Below are 19,013 nucleotides of genomic sequence, written 5' to 3'. Positions count from 1 at the left end.
CGTCAATCCCCCACTGCGGACTTCGGTTTCGCAGCGTTCGGTTTCGCACGGGCGATGAGCCAGAATGCGCCGCCCGCGACGGCGACGGTGACGAGCACACCGACGATGCCCGCCCATCCTCCGGTGCCGTCGCGGCCGTCGACCGCGTAGTCGGCGAGCGGCGATTCGGCCAGCGGATGCTCCTGGGCGTGCTGGGCGATGCAGTCGCCGTCGAGCAGTTCACCGTCGGATGTCTCGACGACCTCGCAACCGCGCAGCGTCGCCGAATCCAGCCCGTCGGGGCTCGAGCTCGCGAACGAGGACACCACGCCCGCGATCAGCAGGGTGGCCGCGGCGAACGCGGCCCAGAACCACCAGCGCCGGGTCATGCCGGGACCACCTCTCGGGCGCGCTGGGTTCGCAACAGGTAGACCAGGTCGGGCCGGGCCCGCACGACCGCGACCACGGTCAGCGCGGTGATGACACCCTCACCGACGCCGATCAGCAGGTGGGTGCCGAACATGTAGGCCGCGACGGTGCCCAGCGAGGTCGTCGCCGCCCCGCCGAGGGCGTACTGCAGCACGAAACCCATGGCCGCGCACACCGTTCCGATCAGAGCGGACACGAACGCGATGCCACCGACCACGGGGACGGGCACCGCGGGACGACCGCGCCGCAGCAACCGGTAGAGCAGGACCGCGGTGCCGTAACCCGCCGCGACCCCGATCACGGCCATGTTGGTGATGTTGGTGCCCAGCGCGGTGACGCCGCCGTCGGCGAACAGCAGCGCCTGCACGATCAGCACGATCGAGATGCACAGCGCGCCGGTGTACGGGCCTACCAGGATCGCGGCGAGCGCACCTCCGAGCAGGTGCCCGCTGACGCCGGGCAGGATCGGGAAGTTCACCATCTGCACGGCGAAGATGAACGCCGCGACCAGGCCGGCCAGCGGCACGGTGCGCTCGTCGAGTTCCGCCCGGGCCCGCCACGCGCACAGGCCCACCGCGACGACGGCGACGGCGACGAACAGCAGCGAGATCGGCGCGTTGATGATGCCGTCGCTCATGTGCATCGCGACGTAGTCGACGGTCATCCCGGGAGCCTATTCCTCCATGTGAACACCTGTCTAGCTGAACAGATGAAGGGGCGCTCTCACTGGTCGATGTGCAGCAGGCGCTCAGCGTTGAGGTGGCTCAGCTTGGCGCGGTCGTCCTCGGAGATCGGGGCGCCGGCCAGGAACGCGGTCGCCGTGTTGATGTCCTCATAGGGATAGTCGGTCGCGAACAGGACATGGTCGGACCCGAGCGCCGACAGCGCGCACACCAGGGGCGCGGCGTCGCAGACGCCGCTGGTGGTGACGTAGAGGTTGCGCCGCAGGTACTCCGATGGATGCCCCAGTTCGAGCTCGACGCCGTGGTGGCGATGCCAGTCCCAGCGCGAGTCCAGCCGCCACAGCGAGTAGGGCAGGCTTTCGCCCATATGCCCCAGCAGCAGCTTCGCACCGGGAAAGTCGTCGAAGACCCCGCCGAACACCATGCGCAGGGCGTGGGTGGCGGTGTCGGTTCCCCAACTCCACATCGGGCCGATCAGCTCGGGATGACCGGCGATGACGTGCGGAGTGTCGAACCCGTTCGCCGGATGCAGGTACAGCGGGACGTCCAGTCGCTCGGCGGCCTCCCACACCACCCGCAGCGGCGGCGCATCGAGGTAGACGCCCAGAGTGTGCGCATTGACCAGTGCGCCGCACAACCCGAGTTGCTCGACCGCACGCTCCAGTTCCTTCGCCGCGGCGTCCGGGTTCTGCAGGGGCAACGCGGCGAACCCTCGGAACCTGGACGGGTTGGCCGCGACGACGCCTGCGACGAAATCGTTGACCTCGCGGGCCCGCTCCACCGCCAGCTGCGGATCGGGTTCAGCCTGGATGCCCGGGGCGGTCAGCGACAGCACGGCCACGTCCACCCCTGCGGCGTCCATGTCGGCCAGCCGCAGCTCGGCGAGGTCGGCCAGCCTGCGCTCCGCTTCCTTCCAGATCTGGGGCTGGGCCAGCGACCGGGTCGGGTCGCTGTAGTGCGCCAGGTCGGCGGTGAGGAAGTGCTCTTCCAGTGCGATGGTGCGCATGTTCGTCCCGCTCTCGCCGACTCCAGCCCGTGGACTCGACACTACGCGCAGCGACGCCCCGGCCCGCAGGTTTCCGCACAGCCGTCACATCCACATCCGGCGGGCAGGCGAGCGCCCGTTGAGAGGGAAAATGGTTGCGCTCAAGACACTTTCGGCGGTCAGTGACGAATCAGCCGTGCCGGGCGCCGATCCAGTGCAGCAGGTCGTGGACGACCTCATCCTCCAGTCGGTAGGTGACCGACCGGCCGGCGCGGGTGCTGTTGACCCAGCCTTGCTGGCGCAGGACTCGAAGCGCCTGCGAGACGGCGTTCTCCGAGCGGCCCAGCGCCGCGGCCAGGTCGCTGACGCAGATGCCGGGGGCGCGGTGCAGGCACAGCAGGATCTCCAGGCGGTGCGGATCGGACACCAGGTCGAACCGCTGCGCCCAGCCCGAGGTATCGACTTCCGCCAGCGCCGACGAGGCCCGATCTACGAGCTGCTGATCCTCCACACGGCAAATGTAGTCCCCACCGGCCGCGCGGCGGCCGACATGTGCTGCGTGGCGATCACCCGCAGCGCTCCATGCCGTCGATCCCGGACCCGCGTCGGTGGACGTCAGGCCGCGTGGCCTTCGGGTGGTGCGGGGCCGCCGGGTTCGCCGGGGGTGTCGGACGGTTGCACGGTGTCGGCCTCGGTGTCACGGATTGGCTCGCCGTCGTCGGGTTCGGCTGCCGGACTGCCATTTTCGGGCTCCTCGGGCGGGCGCAGTAGCCGTTCGGGGCGGTGGTAGGTGTTGATTCGGGTTTGTCCGGTGTCGAGGTGCTCGGGTGGGATCCATTCGACCTCGCCGCGGTCGTTGATGCGGGTGGTCCAGGCGGTGGGGTCGTTGTTGTTGACGCTGCGGTTATCCGGCGGGCAGGCCAGGCCGAGGTCGTTGATGTTGGTGAGACCGCCGCGGGCCCAATCGCTGACCACGTGATGGACCTGGGTGCCGTAGGCGCCGACGGGGCAACACGGCTTGGTACAGCCGCCGTCGCGGGCGATCAACATAATCCGCTGCTCTGGGGTGGCGATGCGTTTGGTGCGGAACAGATCCAACGCCGACCCGGTGGCCTTGTCGAACACCGCCAGGTAGTGGTTGGCGTGCCCGCCCATCCGGATCACGTCCTTGATGGGCATCCTGGTGCCACCACCGGTGGTGCCGACCCCGGCACGCGATTCCAAGTCTTGCAGTGTCGTGCGGATGATGATCGACACCGGCAGCCCGTTCAGCTTGCCGAGTTCCCCGCTCATCAACGCGATACGCCCGACGGCGATCAGCGCATCATGTTGGCGCTGCGCCAGGCTGCGGTCGTCGCCGTCGATCTGCGCCTGCGACGGCGTGCCGCTGGTGCAGGGTTGCGGGTCGGCGGGGTTGCACATACCTGGGGCGGCGTATTTGGCGAACAGCACCTCCAGCACCGCCCAGGCTTCGGGGGTCAAGGTGGCGGTCAGGTCGATCATCCCGTCAGCACGCTGCTTGTGTTTGGTCACCCCACGCTTGCGGGCACGTTCGGTGTCATCGGGTTCGGGGCCGTCCTGATCCAACAGAAACAAGGTCAGCTCCGCGGCGTCCTTCACCTCCTTCGGCCCCACCCCGACCGCGGTACGCACCAGATCGACCTCGAACTGCTCACGAGTCACGGCATCCACCCAGGCCGGCAGCTTGTCGACCGCTTTGCGGATCACCTCGACATGCTCGGGGTTGATCAATCCCCGCGACTGGGCGACCGCGGTCGCGGGTAGCAGCGGCGGCAGGGTCGGCCCGGTGACCGAGGGCCGCGGCGCCAACACCGCAGCCTCGGTCAGGCGCCGGTTGGCTTCACTCGCGGAGATGCGCCACCGGATCCGCAGCACGTCTTTCCACGATTTCGCGCCCATCTCCCGGGCGGTGGTTTCGGTCTGCAACCGCGCCAACAACCGATGACCCAGCCCGGGCAGCTGACACCCCAAACTCTCCAACTCGTCCATCACCTCGACGAGTTCATCGCGAGTCAGCAGGTCCAGATCGCACGCCGCCACGGTGTCGAAGGCGGCGCGCAGCGCGCTGACCGCGTCCTGCAACTCCGCCCTCGACATACTTCGAACATACGTGCGACCACCGACAAATCCGCTCGCCCCACGGGTGCGTGGACAGACCGTCAGTCCAAGAAACCGTGCAGCAGTGCCGCAGATGCCCAGACATGGGCGGTCATCATCGCTGCGGCGGAGTCGGCGTCGCCGGCCAGGATCGCGGACACGATCGCCTCGTGCTGCTCGTCGGAGTGGGTGATGTTGCGCCGCAGCAGCGGTATGCAGTCGAGCATCTCATTGAGGCGCATTCGGTTCTGCGCGACGAGCGGCACCAGCGACGGCACACCGGCGGCCTCGGCGATCGCGAGATGAAGACGGGAGTCCAGCCGGCGGAAATCCTCGGGAGCCGCGGAGCGCACGTCGATCAACCGCGCACGCAACGCTTCTCGGTCCGCGTCGGTCAGCGTGCGTCCCGCCGCCATCCGCGCGGCACCGACCTCGAGGATCTCCCGCAGCCGCAGGACGTCGTCGATGTCGGCGCGGTCGAACTCGACATGGTCGGGCCGCGGCGACGGCAGCTCGTCGGCCAGAAAGGTGCCGCCGTAGCGGCCCCGCCGTGACACCAGATATCCCGCGTCGGACAGCGACTTGATGGCCTCGCGCACCGTGTCGCGACTGACCCCGAGCCTGGTCGCAAGCTCCCGTTCCGGAGGCAGCGACCCACCCGGCCGCAGCACCCCGAGCCGGATGGTCTGCAGCAGCCTCTCGACGGTGTCCTCGAACGCGTTGAGCGGCCGCACCGGGCTCAGCAGCGCGTCGGAAGCCGTCGGCTCCTCGCGCAAGCGCTCGTCGGAAGCCGTCGGCTCCTCGCGCAAGCGCTCGTCGGAAGCCGTCGGCTCCTCGCGCAAGCGCTCGTCGGAAGCCGTCGGCTCCTCGCGCAAGCGCTCGTCGGAAGCCGTCGGCTCCTCGCGCAAGCGCTCGTCGGAAGCCGTCGGCTCCTCGCGCAAGCGCTCGTCGGAAGCTGTCGGCTCCGCCTCGGGCTCGGCAGCCATCAGGACTACAGCGGCGTGACGTAGTGGCCCGTGATACCGCCGTCGACCAGGAACGTCGAGCCGGTGATGAACGACGCGTCGTCGCTGGCCAGGAACGCGACCGCGGCGGCCAGTTCGTCGGGCTCGGCGAACCGCCCCATCGGCACGTGCACCAGCCGGCGCGCGGCGCGCTCCGGATCCTTGGCGAACAACTCCTGCAGCAGCGGGGTGTTCACCGGTCCCGGGCACAGCGCATTGACCCGGATCCCCTGGCGCGCGTACTGGATACCGAGTTCGCGTGACATCGCCAGCACACCGCCCTTGGACGCGGTGTAGGAGATCTGCGACGTCGCCGAACCGTTGACGGCGACGAACGACGCGGTGTTGACGATCGACCCCTTCTGCGCGGGCACCATGTGACGCAGCGCGGCCTTGCAGCAGAAGAACACCGACTTGAGGTTGATGTCCTGCACCCGGTCCCACGCGTCGATCCCGGTGTTCTCGATCAGATCATCCTCGGGCGGGCTGATGCCGGCGTTGTTGAACGCGATGTCCACCCCGCCGTGCAGCTCGAACGCGGTGTCGAACAAGTTGTCCACCGCGACCTGGTCGGACACGTCCACTTGCACGAAGGTCACGTTCAGGTCGTTGGCGACCGACTTGCCGGTCTTCTCGTCGAGATCCCCGATGACGACGATGGCGCCTTCGGAGCGCATCCGCTTGGCGGTCGCGAGCCCGATACCGCTGGCGCCGCCCGTGATGACGGCGACCTTGCCCGCCAGGCGCTGGGTCAGATCCATTTAGTGAGCCTCCTCTACGGCGATGAAAACATTCTTGGTCTCGGTGAACGACAGCGGGGCGTCCGGTCCGAGTTCGCGCCCCAGCCCCGACTGCTTGAAGCCGCCGAACGGGGTGCTGTAGCGCACCGACGAGTGCGAATTGACCGACAGGTTCCCGCCTTCGACAGCCCGCGACACCCGCAGTGCCCGGGACAGGTTGTCGGTCCAGATCGATCCCGAGAGCCCGTACACGGTGTCGTTGGCGAGCCCGATCGCGTCGGCCTCGCCGTCGAAGGCTTGCACGGTGACGACGGGACCGAAGATCTCCTCGACGACGGTGCGGTCGCCGCGCTGAGGCGTCAGCACCGTCGGCGGGAACCAGAACCCGGGTCCGCTCGGCGCGGATCCCCGGAACGCGACGGGCGCGTCGTCGGGCACGTAGGACGCCACCTTCTCCCAGTGCGCCTTGGCCACCAACGGGCCCATCTCGGTGCTCTCGGCCTGCGGATCACCGACCACCACACCCTTGACCGCCGGTTCGAGAAGCTCCATGAACCGGTCGAACACAGTGCGCTGCACCAGAATCCGGCTGCGCGCACAACAGTCCTGACCCGAGTTGTCGAACACCCCGTACGGCGCGGTCGCCGCGGCGCGTTCGAGGTCGCAGTCGTCGAAGATGATGTTGGCGCTCTTGCCGCCCAGCTCGAGGGTGAGGCGCTTGACCTGGCTCGCGGCCTGCGCCATCACCCGGGTGCCGGTCGCGGTGGATCCGGTGAACACGATCTTGCGGACGTCGGGGTGGCTGACGAACCGCTCCCCGACCACCGAGCCCCGCCCGGGCAGCACCTGGAGCAGGTCGGCGGGCAGACCCGCGTCGAGCGCGAGTTCGCCGAGCCGCAGCGTGGTCAGCGGGGTCCACTCGGCGGGTTTGACGAGCACCGCGTTGCCCGCGGCCAGCGCGGGCGCGAAGCCCCACGCCGCGATCGTCATCGGGAAGTTCCACGGGGTGATGACCCCGACGACGCCGAGCGGCTCGTTGAACGTGACGTTGATGCCGCCCGCCACCGGAATCTGCTTGCCGGACAACCGTTCCGGGGAGCCGGCGTAGTACTGCAGCACATCGCGGACGTGGCCGGCCTCCCACCGGGCGTTCCCGATCGGGTGCCCGGAGTTCGCGACCTCCAGCTGTGCCAGTTCCTCGACGTGCGCGTCGACGACCGCGGCGAACGCGCGTAGCGCGGCGGCCCTTTCGGCGGGTGCCTGTCGTGCCCACAGGCGTTGGGCCGCCTTGGCCCTGGCAACCGCGTCGTCGACGCCGGCCTCGTCGGTGTGCTCGACCGTGCGCAGCAGTTCCTCGGTCGCGGGATTGATCACATCGCAGGCGGTCATACCTTCACTTTCTGTGCCGCTTTGGTGGTCGCGAACTGAGCCGCGGCGCCGACCAGCCCCGCGAACAGTCGCAGATCGTCGAGGCGCTCCTCGGGGTGCCACTGCACCGCGACCGCCCAGCGGTCCGGGTAGCGCGCTGGGTCGACCTCGACGGCCTCGATCACCCCGTCGGTGTCGGAGGCGCTGACGATCAGCCCGTCGCCGAGTCGGTCGATGGCCTGGTGGTGGTAGCACTGCGCCGACGTGTCGGGTCCGACGAGCGAGGCCACCCTGGTGTTGGGGACGGTCCTGATCGACGACGTGGTGAACACCGCGTTGCCCTGTTGGTGCCGGGTGTGCCCGACGACGTCGGGCAGGTGCTGATGCAGGGTGCCGCCGAGTGCCACGTTGAGAACCTGTGCGCCGCGGCAGATCCCGAGCACGGGCGTGCCGCGGCGCAGCGCGGCACGAAGCAACGCGAACTCGAACGCGTCGCGCATGCGGGTGTCGGCATCGGGCACGTCGGTCACCGGGTGAGGGTCGGCGCCGTAGGTCGCCGGGTCGACGTCGCGTCCGCCGGTGATGATCAGGCCGTCGAGGCGGTCGAGGATCTGTCCGGCGATCGCGTCGTCGACCGGCTGCGGCGGCAGCAGCGTAGAGATGCCGCCCGCCATGCCGACACCCTCGAAGTAGATGGCGGGCAGAAAGCTCGCCTTCACATCCCACACCCCGGTCTGCGCCCGCTGCAGATAGGTGGTCAGCCCGATGACGGGCCGCACCGGGTTGCTAGAGGCGTTCAAAGCCACGGATCCTCTCCCAGTCGGTGACGACCGCGTTGAACGCGTTGAGCTCGACCTGCGCATAGTTGACGTAGTGGTCGACGACGTCGTCGCCGAACGCGTCGCGGGCGATCGTCGAGTTCTCGAACAGCTCCATGGCCTCGGTCAGCGTGGTGGGCAGCCGGTCTGCGCCACTGGTGTACGCATTGCCTTCCAGGGCGTCTTCGAGCTCGAGCTCGTTCTCGATGCCGTAGAGCCCGCCGGCGATCAACGCCGACACCGCCAGGTACTGGTTGACGTCGCCGCCGGGCGCGCGGTTCTCCATCCGCATGCCCTGGCCGTGGCCGACCACCCGCAGCGCGCAGGTGCGGTTGTCCAGGCCCCAGGCGATCGCGGTCGGGGCGAAGCTTCCTTCAGCGAACCGCTTGTAGGAGTTGATGTTCGGCGCATAGAACAGGGTGAAGTCGCGCATGGTGGCCAGCTGACCGGCGATGAAACTGCGGAACATCGGCGACATCCCGAGTTCGTCGCCGTCGTCGGCGAACACCGCCTCGCCGTCTTTCCCGCGGAACGAGATGTGGATGTGGCAGCTGTTGCCTTCGCTCTCGTCGAACTTGGCCATGAACGTCAGGGATTTGCCGTGCTGGTCGGCGATCTCCTTGGCACCGTTCTTGTAGATCGTGTGGTTGTCGCAGGTGACCAGCGCCTGGTCGTAGCGGAAGCCGATCTCCTGCTGGCCCAGGTTGCACTCGCCCTTGACGCCTTCGCAGTACATGCCTGCGCCGTCCATCCCGACGCGGATGTCGCGCAGCAGCGGTTCCATCCGCGTGGAGGCGTGCATGGCGTAGTCGATGTTGTAGTCGGTGGCGGGCCTGAGATTTCGGTATCCGGCCGCCCAGGCGTCGCGGAATCCGGTGTCGAAAACCATGAACTCCAGCTCGGTGGCGGCGACGGCGTCGAGGCCGCGTTCGGACAGCCGGTCCAGCTGGGCGCGCAGGATGCCGCGCGGCGCCTGGGCGACCGGACGCCCGTCGGTCCAGGACAGGTCCGCCATCACCAGCGCGGTGGCGGGCTGCCACGGCACCTGCCGCAGCGTGGACATGTCCGGGGTCATGACCATGTCCCCGTAGCCGGTCTCCCAGCTGGAGATCGCATAGCCGTTGACGGTGTTCATATCGACGTCGACGGCCAGCAGGTAGTTACAGCACTCGGCGCCGTGGTCGGCGACTTCCTCGACGAACAGCCGCGCCGAAATCCGCTTGCCGGTGAGCCGGCCCTGCATGTCGCAGAACGCGACGATGACGGTGTCGATATCGCCGTCGGCGACCTTACGTTCCAGATCCGCCTTCGACAGCATTCCGCGCTTGGTCATCAGTTCACGTGCCCTTCGCCGGTGGTGGGCCTTTCACGATTCCACGATCACGCCATCCTGTCCAAAGGTAGGGCATCAGACCAATAGGCGAATGATGCGGCCCCTCGATTCGATCCCGCCCGGCCTCGCGCCGGGGCTCAATCTTTCATCGCCGACTACCGGCCCCAAAACGGTCAACTTCAGATTGTCAACAATCGGCAACCCTGCTAACGTGCCCGTAAGCGAGCCGCCAACGGCGACCCGGCGAGCGACCGACCGACCGCACACCCGGCCGTGAGGAGGACTTCAGGCGCGGCGAGTTGGGCCACCCAGGGCCTGCCGCCGACGAGATTCACACGGTCCTGACGCAGAGATGTCTGCCACAGGATTTCTGGCACGCCGCGACATATGTTTCGCGGCGCCACATTCGTGGGCGGCATCGATGCCGGTCGCGCTCAATGCATGAAATCTGCTGTCACACAACTTTATCCGCAGTGAAGGAGATCACCACCGAGACCCAGCTCACCCCGTCCCCACCGGCGATAAACCAGACTGCGTTCGTAATGGCGACGTTACAACCCCGAAACACGTTGTGTCAAAACTCAATCCCGCCCACAGCCGGGAATGGTTGAGCGACACACGGAATCACTTGAGACCGAGATCCACTTACTCAATTCCCGTCCTAATCAGGAGCTTTCACGAATGAAATCGATGCGCGTAGCGGCGGTCCTGGCGGCCGGCGTCGTTGTCCTCGGCGGCACGGCCTGTTCCGGTGCCAACAGCGGGTCCACCGCCTCGGGTGGCTCGTCCACCCTGATCCGCACCCCCGTCATCGCGGACCCGCCGCCGCTGGACCCGGACGTCTACTACCAGCCCGACGGACTGCTGATCATGACGGCCGCCTACGAGGGCCTGCTCCGCTACGCCGACGAGTCCACCGAACTCGAGGGTCTGCTCGCCACCGACTGGGAGGTCTCCGAGGACGGCCTGACCTACACCTTCACGCTGCGTGACGGAGTCAAGTTCTCCGACGGGACACCGTTCGACTCGACCGCTGCCAAGGCCAGCTTCCAGCGCCGCATCGACATGGCGGCCGGGCCGAGCTACATGCTGGCCGACGTCGTCGACATGCAGACGCCCGATCCCCAGACGTTCGTGGTGACACTGAGCCGGCCGGTCGCGGCCTTCCTGCACTATCTGGCCTCCCCGTACGGTCCGCTGATGACGAGCCCGACCGCGGTCGCCGAGAACGAGACCGGCGGTGACCGCGCGACGGCGTGGCTGGCGTCGCACACCGCGGGTACCGGCCCGTACGCGCTGACCTCGGTCGTGCCGTCCAGCAAGTACACCCTGACCGCCAACGAGCACTACTGGGGCGAGGCGCCGCAGATCACCACGGTCGAGATCCCGGTCATCGCCGACCCCTCGGTGCAGCGCCTGCAACTCGAGAACGGCCAGCTCGACATGGTGCTGCACGGGCTGACCAAGTCGGACTACGACGCCCTGGCCCAGGGCGCGAACACCGAGGTCATCCAGCAGAAGGCGCTCGTCAAGGCGCTGATCCTCGTCAATCCCGAGTCGACCGTGTTCTCCTCCCCCGAGGCACGGATCGCGCTCAACGAGGCTCTGGACCGGGAAGCGCTGACGGAGGACGTGTTCGGCCCGAAGGGCACACCCAGCACCGAGTACTACCCGACCGGGATGCTGCCCGACGGCGCCGTCCCGGACAAGCCGGCGCTGGACCCGGCGAAACTGGCGGCGGTCGGCGCGAAGGGCGGCGACGTCGTCGTCGGATACCAAGCCGGTGACAACACCGTGCGAACCCTGACCAACCAGATCCAGGTGGTGCTGCAGAACGCGGGGCTCAACGCCAGCATCCGCGACATCCCGGCGTCCCAGATGTTCGGGCTCAACGAGCAACCCGGGCAGCGCCCGGACCTGCTGGTGACGTTGTTCAATCCCGACGCCGCCCACCCCGACACCTGGTCGCGCATCTACCAGTACACCGACGCACCGGTGAACCTGATGGACTGCTCGGTGCCCGAAGCCGACAAACTGCTCGACGCCGGCAGCGAAGAGCCGGATCCGGCCAAGTCCGAAGAGCTCTACGTCGCCGCGGCGAAGGAATACCAGAAGTCGTTGTGCTGGGTGAACATCGCGGATGTCAACGAGACCGTCGCGGCACGCAAGGGCTACTCCAACTGGCACAACCAGCCCGCGTGGATGTGGGACACCGACTTCTCCACCCTCACCTTCGACAGTCAGGGCTGACCTCCGGTGATGGGCACCCCCAGCGGTGCCCATCACCACCGGTCGCATCGTCGTTCTCCTATGAAAGGTGCCCTCTGGCATGACATCCCGGGACGCGCTCACGTCCGGGCCGCACGCAGCGCCCGAGGTTTCGCGCGGCGCCGTCGCCGCCCCGATCGTCTCGACCAGTGACCTGCGGGTCCGGCTGACCCGCAACGGGTACGAGGCCGAGGTCCTGCGGGGCATCGACCTGGAGATCCGGCCGGGCGAGATCCTCGGCCTGGTCGGCGAATCAGGTTCGGGCAAGAGCGTTCTCGGGAACTCGCTGCTGGGGCTGCTCCCCGATTCGGCCCGGCCGAACCTGTCGGGAAGCGCGGAGGTGGCCGGTACCGACATGGTCACCGCCTCCCCCGGCGCGCGGCGGCAGTGCCGCCGGGAGCACCTCGGTGCGGTGTTCCAGGACCCGATGACCTCGCTGGATCCGACGATGACGATCGGCAAGCAGGTCACCGAGGCCGCGGGTTCCCGCGAGGCCGCACTGAAGCTGTTGAAGGCGGTGCAGATCCCGGATCCGGAGGGCCGGATGCGCCGTTACCCGCACGAACTCTCCGGCGGCCTGCGGCAGCGGGTGATGATCGCGATGGCCATCGCGTCCAATCCGTCGCTGGTGATCGCCGACGAACCGACGACCGCGCTCGACGTCACCGTGCAGGCCCAGGTGCTGTCATTGCTGGCGCACCTGCGTGACGACCTCGGCTGCAGCATCCTGCTGATCACCCACGACTTCGGGGTGGCCGCGCAGATCAGCAACCGGATCGCGGTGATGTACGCCGGCCGGGTCGTCGAACAGGGCGAGACGCAACAGGTGCTGAACTCCCCGTCGCACCCGTACACGGTCAGCCTGCTGCGCTCCCGGCTGTCGCTGGACACCCGCCGCGACCAGCCGCTCCCCGCACTCGCAGGCGGAGTGCCCGACCCGCGCGCCATGCCGGCCGGATGTTCGTTCGAGCCGCGATGCGTGCTGGCCCACGACGCGTGCCGGACCCAGATCCCGGCACTCGCCGACGTCGGCACCGAACACCTGGTGGCCTGCCACGCAGAGACTGCGACCGTGGCGACTCAGCTGCTGCCCGACCCCTCCCCCGCACCCACCCTCGAAACCGGCTTCCGTGCAACGGCATTCGATGAGAACGACACCGTCATCTCGCTGCGCGACGTCCAGGTGAGCTTCCGGCAGCGCCGCGCGAAAGGCCGCCGCCAGCCCGCCTTCCGCGCGCTGCGCGGCATCGATCTGGACCTGCGCCGCGGCGAATGCCTGTCCATCGTCGGCGAATCCGGTTCCGGCAAGTCCACCCTGCTGCGGGTGATGGCCGGGCTGACCCCGCACAAGGGCACGTTCGAACGCGATATCGCGGCTCCGACCCAGATGGTGTTCCAGGACAGCGGCTCCTCGCTGACGCCGTGGCTGACGGTCGGCTCGATGCTGTGCGAGCGGCTGCGCAACCAGGGGGTCGCCGCCAACGAACGCAAGGCACAGGCACTGCGGGCGCTTGAGCGATCGGGCCTGCCGGACAGCGTGTTCGACGCGCGTCCGCACGAACTCTCCGGTGGACAGCGGCAGCGGGTCGCCCTGGCCCGCGCCACCGTGGTCCCACCGTCGGTGCTGCTCTGTGACGAGCCGACCAGCGCCCTGGATGTCTCGCTGGCGGCGACGGTGCTGAACCTGATCGCGCAGCTGCGCGAGGAGTTCGACATCACCGTCGTGTTCGTCACCCACGACCTTGCCGTGGCACGGGTGGTGGCCGATCGGATCGCCGTCATGTATCTGGGCCGCATCGTCGAACTCGGGGACGCGGAGGCGTTGATCGCCACCCCGCAGCATCCCTACACCGAGGCCCTGATCGCGTCGGTCCCCGGGTTCGGCCGCACGGTGCCCGCGGTCACCGGTGAGCCCGCATCCCCGGTCGCGCCACCACCGGGGTGCGAGTACCACCCGCGCTGCGCGGTCGCGCAGGATGCGTGCGCGGATCCGCAATTGCTGGTCCGGCTCGCCCTGCCGCCCGATTGGCGCGATCTGCCCCAAGGCGATTCGCGTCGCGTCGCCTGTATCCGTCCGGGAGGTATGTGATGGCCGTCGCCACAGTGATCAATCCGCTCGCGCGGACCCGCACCGGGCGCAGGATCGGCTCGCTGAACCAGGCGGGCGCCTACGCGGCGGTCGGCGCGTTCGCCCTCATCACCGCGATCGCGGTGTTCGCCTCGGTGTTGGCGCCCTACACCGCGACGGAGATCGCCGGGGCGCCGATGCTGGCTCCGGGAAGCGCCGGCCATCTGCTCGGCACCGACGACAGCGGCCGGGACCTGTTGAGCCGCACGCTTTTCGGCATCCATTCCAGCTGGCTGTCGGCGTTGGTGATCGTCGCGATCGGGCTGTTCGTCGGCGGTCTCGTCGGACTTGTCGCCGGCGCCAGGGGCGGTCTCGTCGACACCGTCCTGATGCGGATCACCGACGGATTCCTCGCCCTGCCCGCCCCGGTCCTCGCGGTCGCGATCGTCGCCGCGCTGGGCCCCGGACTGCTGCACACGCTGATCGCGGTCTCGGTCGTGTGGTGGCCGTACTACGCGCGCATCGTGCGCGGCGAGGTCGTCGCGCTGACCGCGCGGCCGCACGTCGAGGCGGCGCGGCTCGCCGGCGCCGGATCGGTGTCGCTGGTCGTGCGCCACGTGGTCCCCGGTGTCATCCCGTCCTCGGTCGTCGCGGCGAGCCAGGACGTCGGCAACGTGATCCTGACGCTGGCGGCACTGTCGTTCCTGGGGCTCGGCGCCCCCGCCCCCGCAGCCGAACTCGGAGCCGACACCGCACGCACGATGTCGTCGTTGCTCAGCAACTGGTGGATCCCGGTCGTCCCCGGTGTCGCGGTCGGTCTGCTCTCGCTCGTCGCGACCGTGAGCGGCGACGGGCTCAACACCTTCGTCCGGCGACGCTAGAAGGAGTCAGCATGTTCGCCCTCATCCTCAAGCGCATCGGCGCCGCCGCGCTGATCATGGTCATCCTCACTGGCGTGCTGTTCTGGTTGCAGCAGTTCGCCACCGGCGATCCGATCCGAACCCGGCTCGGCGCGGGAGCCAGTCAGGAGGTCGTCGACGCGACCCGGGAACAGCTCGGTCTCAACGACCCGCTGCCGGTGCAGTACGGCCGCTTCCTCGCCGGCGTCGTGCAGGGCGACCTCGGGGTGTCGCTGCGCACTGGGCGACCGGTCCAGACGGATCTGGCGATGTTCATCCCGGCGACCGCGGAGCTGACGATCACGGCTTTCGGCATCGCGCTGATCATGGCCGTCCTGTTCGCCGTCGCATCGGCGATGCGCTGGCCGGGCGGCCGCGTATTCCGGGCCCTGCTGACCGTCGGTGGGGCGATCCCGTCCTTCCTCGTCGCCATCGCAGGGATCATCGTGTTCTACAAGTATCTCGGCTGGCTGCCGGCCACGGGCCGCAGCAGCGTGTCCGGTGCGCCGGACGGGCCGACCGGCCTGCTCACCCTGGACGCGTTGGTGCACGGTCGATTCGACGTGCTGTCGAACGCCTGGACCCATCTGCTGCTGCCCGCCACCGTCCTCGCGTTGGCGCCCGCGCTGGCCATCGGACGGGTGCTGCGGTCGTCGATCCTGACGACGCTGACCTCGGATCACATCCGGACCGCACGGGTGGTCGGGCTCAACGAGATGTCGATCGTGACGCGGCATGTCGTGCGCAACTCGGTCGGCCCGGCGCTGTCGATGGCCGGCCTGCAGCTCGGGTTGATGTTCGCCGCCGTCCTGGTCGTCGAGAGCGTGTTCGCGTGGCCGGGGCTGGGGCAGTACGTCGCGCTGAGCATCCCGGTCGACGACTTCCCGGCGATTGCCGGGGTGGTGCTGCTGCTGGCCACCGGCTACGTGGTCATCAACACCGTGGTGGACATCCTGCAGGCCGCCGCCGACCCCAGAATCGCGCTGTGACAGGGATTCCCGGCGGCACCGGGCCACAGCCCGTCGCGATCGTCACCGGCGCAGGCAGCCCCACCGGCATCGGATTCGCCTCGGCGCGTGCGCTGGCGGCGACGCATGCGGTGGTCGTCGCGGCGACCACCGACCGGATCGACGAGCGGGTGGCCGAGCTGACCGCCGCCGGCGCACAGGTCCTCGGCTTCGTCGGCGACCTGACCGATCCCGGCGAAGCCGAACGGCTCGTCTCCGACACGCTGGCGTGGGCCGGCCGGCTCGATGTCCTGGTCAACAACGCGGGGATGGTGTCGACCACCGGCGCCGAGGAGCAGACGGCGGCACACGAGACCACAGCCGCCCAGTGGCACGCCGCGCTGGCCCGCAACCTCGACACCACGTTCTTCGTGACCCGCGCGGCGCTGAAACCGATGGTGGCGCAACGCTTCGGCCGGATCGTGAATGTCGGCTCGGTGTCCGGCGCGGTGATGGCCTACGGTGGCGACGCCGCCTACCACGCCGCCAAAGCCGCGATCGTCGGGCTCACCCGGTCGGTCGCGATCGACCACGCCCGCCAGGGCATCACCGCGAATGTAGTTGCGCCAGGCTGGATCGCGACGGGTTCGGCCACCGACCACGAACGCCTGATGGGCGCGGCCTGCCCGGTCGGGCGGCCCGGCCACCCCGACGAGGTCGCCGCCGTCGTGGCGTTTCTGTCTTCCGCCGCCGCGTCCTACGTCACCGGTCAGGTCCTCGTCGTCGACGGCGGGAACTCGATCGCCGAGGAGCGCGGATACCCCGCACCCGCAGAGACGGCACCCCACCCAGAGACGCCGCCCCACCCAGAGACAAGGCCCACCGAATGACCGACACCTCGATTCCCGTCGTCACCTGCCCCGCGCATGTCGGTCACCGCCCGCAGGTGGAGGTGCAGTGCGGCCGCCCGATCCCGGCATTCGACACCGTGGCCCGGATGGGCGCGGTCGAAGAGGCGCTGCGCGCCGACAGCCGGGTTCGGATGCAGCCCCCGGCGGAACCGGCCGTGACCGAAGCGATCGGCCGCGTCCACGATCCCGACCTCGTCGCGTTCCTGGCGAAGGCCTGGACCGAACAGGCCGCGCCGGGCGACGACGTCGAGTTGATCTTCGCCGACACGTTCGCTCATCCTGGGCTGCACGCGCCGACGTCTGCGGTGAAGCAACCCCATCAGGCCGGGGCGTTCGGCCGGTACTGCTTCGACACCATCACCGGCATCGGCCCCGACACCTTCGACGCGGCACTCGGCGCGGTGGCCACAGCGGTGACCGCGGCGGCGCACACCATGGCCGGCGTGCCGCTCACCGTCGCGCTCAGCCGGCCACCGGGACACCACGTCTCGACCGACGTGTTCGGCGGCGGGTGCTATTTGAACAATGCCGCGGTCACGGCACAGTGGATGCGCGACCAGGGTGCCGACAGGGTCGCGATCGTCGACATCGACTTCCACCACGGCAACGGCACCCAGGCGATCTTCTACGAACGCGAGGACGTGTTCTACACCTCCCTGCACGGGCACCCCGACCGCTGCTTCCCGTATTTCACCGGGTACGCCGACGAGACCGGACACGGCGCGGGCCGCGGCGCGAACCTGAATCTGCCTCTGCCGGAAGGGATCGAAGGCGCGGGATACCTGGGCCTGGTGGATTCGGCGCTGACCGCGGCCTCAGCCCAGCGGCCCGATGCGGTCATCGTGTCGCTGGGCTTCGACACCTACCGCGACGATCCGGCCGGCGACGCACTGCTCACGACCGAGGACTACGCCGCGATCGGAGCGGCCTTCGGGCAACTCGGCTGCCCGGTGCTGGCCATCCTGGAGGGCGGCTACGCCGTCGCCGATCTCGGCGCCAACGTGAGTGCGTGGGTGAGCGCAGCCGCGGGCAGGAACGCGTCGAATCCGGGCGCGGTCAACGGCCACGGTTGATGGCGTTCCCAGGTTCCCGCGAGTTCGACGAGCCACAGGTCGGCCCCGCGCGGGCCGACCAGCTGCAGGCCGAACGGCACGGCGTCCACCATCCCGGCGGGCACGGTCAACGCGGGGTGCCCGGTGAGATTCAGTGCAGCGGTGTTGAAGAGGTCGATGGGCATCAGTTCGCCGTCGGCCTCTCCGGCGCCCGCGGCCGGATAGGGACCCGCGGTGACCGTCGGGGTCAACAGCACGTTGGCGCCGTCGAGCAGCTCGTCCAGGCACAGGACGTAGCGGTTGCGCGCGTTCCTGGCGGCGAGGTAGCCGTCGAGGTCGGAGCTCAGTCCGCGGTCCACCCACTCCCGGACCCGAGGGTCCAACAGCTCGTACTCATCGCGCAGGCGCCGGGAACCGACGGCGAACACGTCCTCGGGGGCGTAGATCGCCGCCCACACCTCGTCGGCGTCCTCATCGAGCACTCCCGGCGCCAGCCAATGGATCTCACGACCGAATGCACGGCCGAAGGCCTCCACCGCGCTGACGAACACCGCTTCGACCGCCGCGTCGAGGCCACGCGAGCCGGCGATGCGGGTCGTCGCGAACACCGTGCCCAGCGGCTGCGTGGCGATCGACGCGTCGGGGCCGTAGACGCACGACGGATCTCCGTGGACCGGTCCGAGCGTCAGCTCGGCCAGCGTGCGCAGGTCGGCCACCGTCGTCGCCAACGGGCCGGCCGAGGACAGTTCGATCGGCAACCGGGCCGGCCGTGCCCCGGTCACCCCGCTGGTCGGCTTGAGCCCGAGCAGTCCGCACAGACTCGCGGGGATGCGTACCGAGCCGCCGCCGTCGGTCCCGGTGGCCACCGCTGCGAGACCGGCGGTCAACGCCGCCGCGGATCCTCCACTGGAACCGCCCGGGGAGAACCCGGTCCGCCACGGGTTGTGGGTGGCGCCGAAGACGAGATTGTCGCTGATCGCCTCCATCGCGAACTCGGACAGGTTGGTCTTGCCGACGACGACGGCGTCGGCGGCGTGCAGCCGCGCCACCGCGGCGTCGTCGTCGAGTGCCGGCGAATCCTGCGCGCAGAGCAGCGAGCCGTGCGTGGTCGGCAGGCCACGCACATCCATGTTGTCCTTGACGAGAGCCGGAACGCCGGCCAGCGCGCCGAGTGCCTCGCCTCGCCCGCGCCGTCGGTCGATGTCGGCCGCCGTCCGCAGCGCGCGGTCCGCGTCGACGCGGATGACGGCGTTGAGTCCGGATGCCGCCTCGATGCGATCCAGCGACATCTGGGTCAGTTCGACCGCCGACACCTCGCCGCGTTGTTGCGCCTGTACCAGCGCACCGAGGATGCCCGTGTCACGCACGTCGGCCACCGACGATCCCATTCCTTATGGCTCCGTTCAGGTTC

17 protein-coding genes are annotated in these 19,013 nt (G+C 69.1%); 6 read left to right on the top strand and 11 right to left on the bottom strand.

What is annotated here, in order from left to right; genetic code table 11:
* Positions 1-2: 2 nt before the first annotated feature.
* The 10 genes from BST38_RS22520 to BST38_RS22475 all read right to left on the bottom strand — a co-directional run bounded on the left by BST38_RS22520 (position 3) and on the right by BST38_RS22475 (position 9,457).
* The gene (locus BST38_RS22520; RefSeq protein ID WP_083145707.1) at positions 3-368 is read right to left on the bottom strand and encodes a PDGLE domain-containing protein; all 366 of its coding nucleotides are present in this window, start codon (positions 366-368) and stop codon (positions 3-5) included.
* Positions 365-1,072, bottom strand: coding sequence for an energy-coupling factor ABC transporter permease (locus BST38_RS22515; protein WP_083145706.1), 708 nt, complete (start codon positions 1,070-1,072; stop codon positions 365-367). Before BST38_RS22515 ends, BST38_RS22520 begins: the two co-directional genes overlap by 4 nt.
* A 59-nt stretch (positions 1,073-1,131) precedes the next feature.
* Positions 1,132-2,097 carry an amidohydrolase family protein gene (locus BST38_RS22510; RefSeq protein ID WP_083145705.1) on the bottom strand — a complete coding sequence of 322 codons (966 nt, stop codon included), beginning with the start codon at positions 2,095-2,097 and terminating at the stop codon, positions 1,132-1,134.
* A 169-nt stretch (positions 2,098-2,266) separates the two neighbouring features.
* Complete coding sequence (locus BST38_RS22505) at positions 2,267-2,587, bottom strand: ArsR/SmtB family transcription factor (RefSeq protein ID WP_420872533.1); 321 nt, start codon at positions 2,585-2,587, stop codon at positions 2,267-2,269.
* 104 nt (positions 2,588-2,691) lie between these two features.
* On the bottom strand, positions 2,692-4,194 hold the full coding sequence (locus tag BST38_RS22500) for an HNH endonuclease signature motif containing protein (RefSeq protein WP_083145703.1): 1,503 nt from the start codon (positions 4,192-4,194) through the stop codon (positions 2,692-2,694).
* Between the two features lie 62 nt (positions 4,195-4,256).
* Positions 4,257-4,970 carry a FadR/GntR family transcriptional regulator gene (locus BST38_RS22495; RefSeq protein WP_083145751.1) on the bottom strand — a complete coding sequence of 238 codons (714 nt, stop codon included), beginning with the start codon at positions 4,968-4,970 and terminating at the stop codon, positions 4,257-4,259.
* 215 nt (positions 4,971-5,185) lie between these two features.
* Positions 5,186-5,959: a 3-oxoacyl-ACP reductase gene (locus BST38_RS22490; RefSeq protein ID WP_083145702.1), complete on the bottom strand. Its 774-nt coding sequence runs from the start codon at positions 5,957-5,959 to the stop codon at positions 5,186-5,188.
* On the bottom strand, positions 5,960-7,327 hold the full coding sequence (locus BST38_RS22485) for an aldehyde dehydrogenase family protein (protein WP_083145701.1): 1,368 nt from the start codon (positions 7,325-7,327) through the stop codon (positions 5,960-5,962). It lies immediately after the preceding gene.
* Entirely contained in the window at positions 7,324-8,169 is an 846-nt protein-coding gene (locus BST38_RS22480; protein WP_181792035.1) for a gamma-glutamyl-gamma-aminobutyrate hydrolase family protein, read from the bottom strand. Before BST38_RS22480 ends, BST38_RS22485 begins: the two co-directional genes overlap by 4 nt.
* Positions 8,093-9,457 (bottom strand): glutamine synthetase family protein, encoded by a 1,365-nt coding sequence (locus tag BST38_RS22475; protein WP_181792034.1) that lies wholly within the window; start codon positions 9,455-9,457, stop codon positions 8,093-8,095. The genes BST38_RS22480 and BST38_RS22475 overlap by 77 nt, the downstream gene beginning before the upstream one ends.
* Before the next feature lie 690 nt (positions 9,458-10,147).
* Between BST38_RS22475 and BST38_RS22470 the strand changes: the two genes are divergently transcribed.
* The 6 genes from BST38_RS22470 (at position 10,148) to BST38_RS22445 (ending at position 17,623) form a co-directional block, all read left to right on the top strand.
* Positions 10,148-11,707: an ABC transporter substrate-binding protein gene (locus BST38_RS22470; RefSeq protein WP_237160886.1), complete on the top strand. Its 1,560-nt coding sequence runs from the start codon at positions 10,148-10,150 to the stop codon at positions 11,705-11,707.
* Between the two features lie 79 nt (positions 11,708-11,786).
* The gene (locus BST38_RS22465; RefSeq protein WP_083145697.1) at positions 11,787-13,814 is read left to right on the top strand and encodes a dipeptide ABC transporter ATP-binding protein; all 2,028 of its coding nucleotides are present in this window, start codon (positions 11,787-11,789) and stop codon (positions 13,812-13,814) included.
* A complete protein-coding gene (locus BST38_RS22460; protein WP_083145696.1) occupies positions 13,814-14,674 on the top strand; it encodes an ABC transporter permease in 861 nt (286 codons plus the stop codon). Before BST38_RS22465 ends, BST38_RS22460 begins: the two co-directional genes overlap by 1 nt.
* An 11-nt stretch (positions 14,675-14,685) precedes the next feature.
* On the top strand, positions 14,686-15,681 hold the full coding sequence (locus BST38_RS22455) for an ABC transporter permease (protein WP_083145695.1): 996 nt from the start codon (positions 14,686-14,688) through the stop codon (positions 15,679-15,681).
* On the top strand, positions 15,678-16,529 hold the full coding sequence (locus BST38_RS22450) for an SDR family NAD(P)-dependent oxidoreductase (RefSeq protein ID WP_083145694.1): 852 nt from the start codon (positions 15,678-15,680) through the stop codon (positions 16,527-16,529). The genes BST38_RS22455 and BST38_RS22450 overlap by 4 nt, the downstream gene beginning before the upstream one ends.
* A complete protein-coding gene (locus BST38_RS22445; RefSeq protein WP_083145693.1) occupies positions 16,526-17,623 on the top strand; it encodes a histone deacetylase family protein in 1,098 nt (365 codons plus the stop codon). The genes BST38_RS22450 and BST38_RS22445 overlap by 4 nt, the downstream gene beginning before the upstream one ends.
* On the opposite strand, the gene BST38_RS22440 is transcribed toward BST38_RS22445, so the two are convergent.
* On the bottom strand, positions 17,524-18,978 hold the full coding sequence (locus BST38_RS22440; protein ID WP_165761627.1) for an amidase: 1,455 nt from the start codon (positions 18,976-18,978) through the stop codon (positions 17,524-17,526). The genes BST38_RS22445 and BST38_RS22440 overlap by 100 nt on opposite strands.
* Positions 18,979-19,013: the final 35 nt, after the last annotated feature.

This window comes from Mycolicibacterium parafortuitum (assembly GCF_002086815.1).
GTDB classification, from domain to species: domain Bacteria; phylum Actinomycetota; class Actinomycetes; order Mycobacteriales; family Mycobacteriaceae; genus Mycobacterium; species Mycobacterium parafortuitum.
Note: the sequence above shows the minus strand (reverse complement) of the source record. Positions and strands in the feature narration are given on the sequence as shown.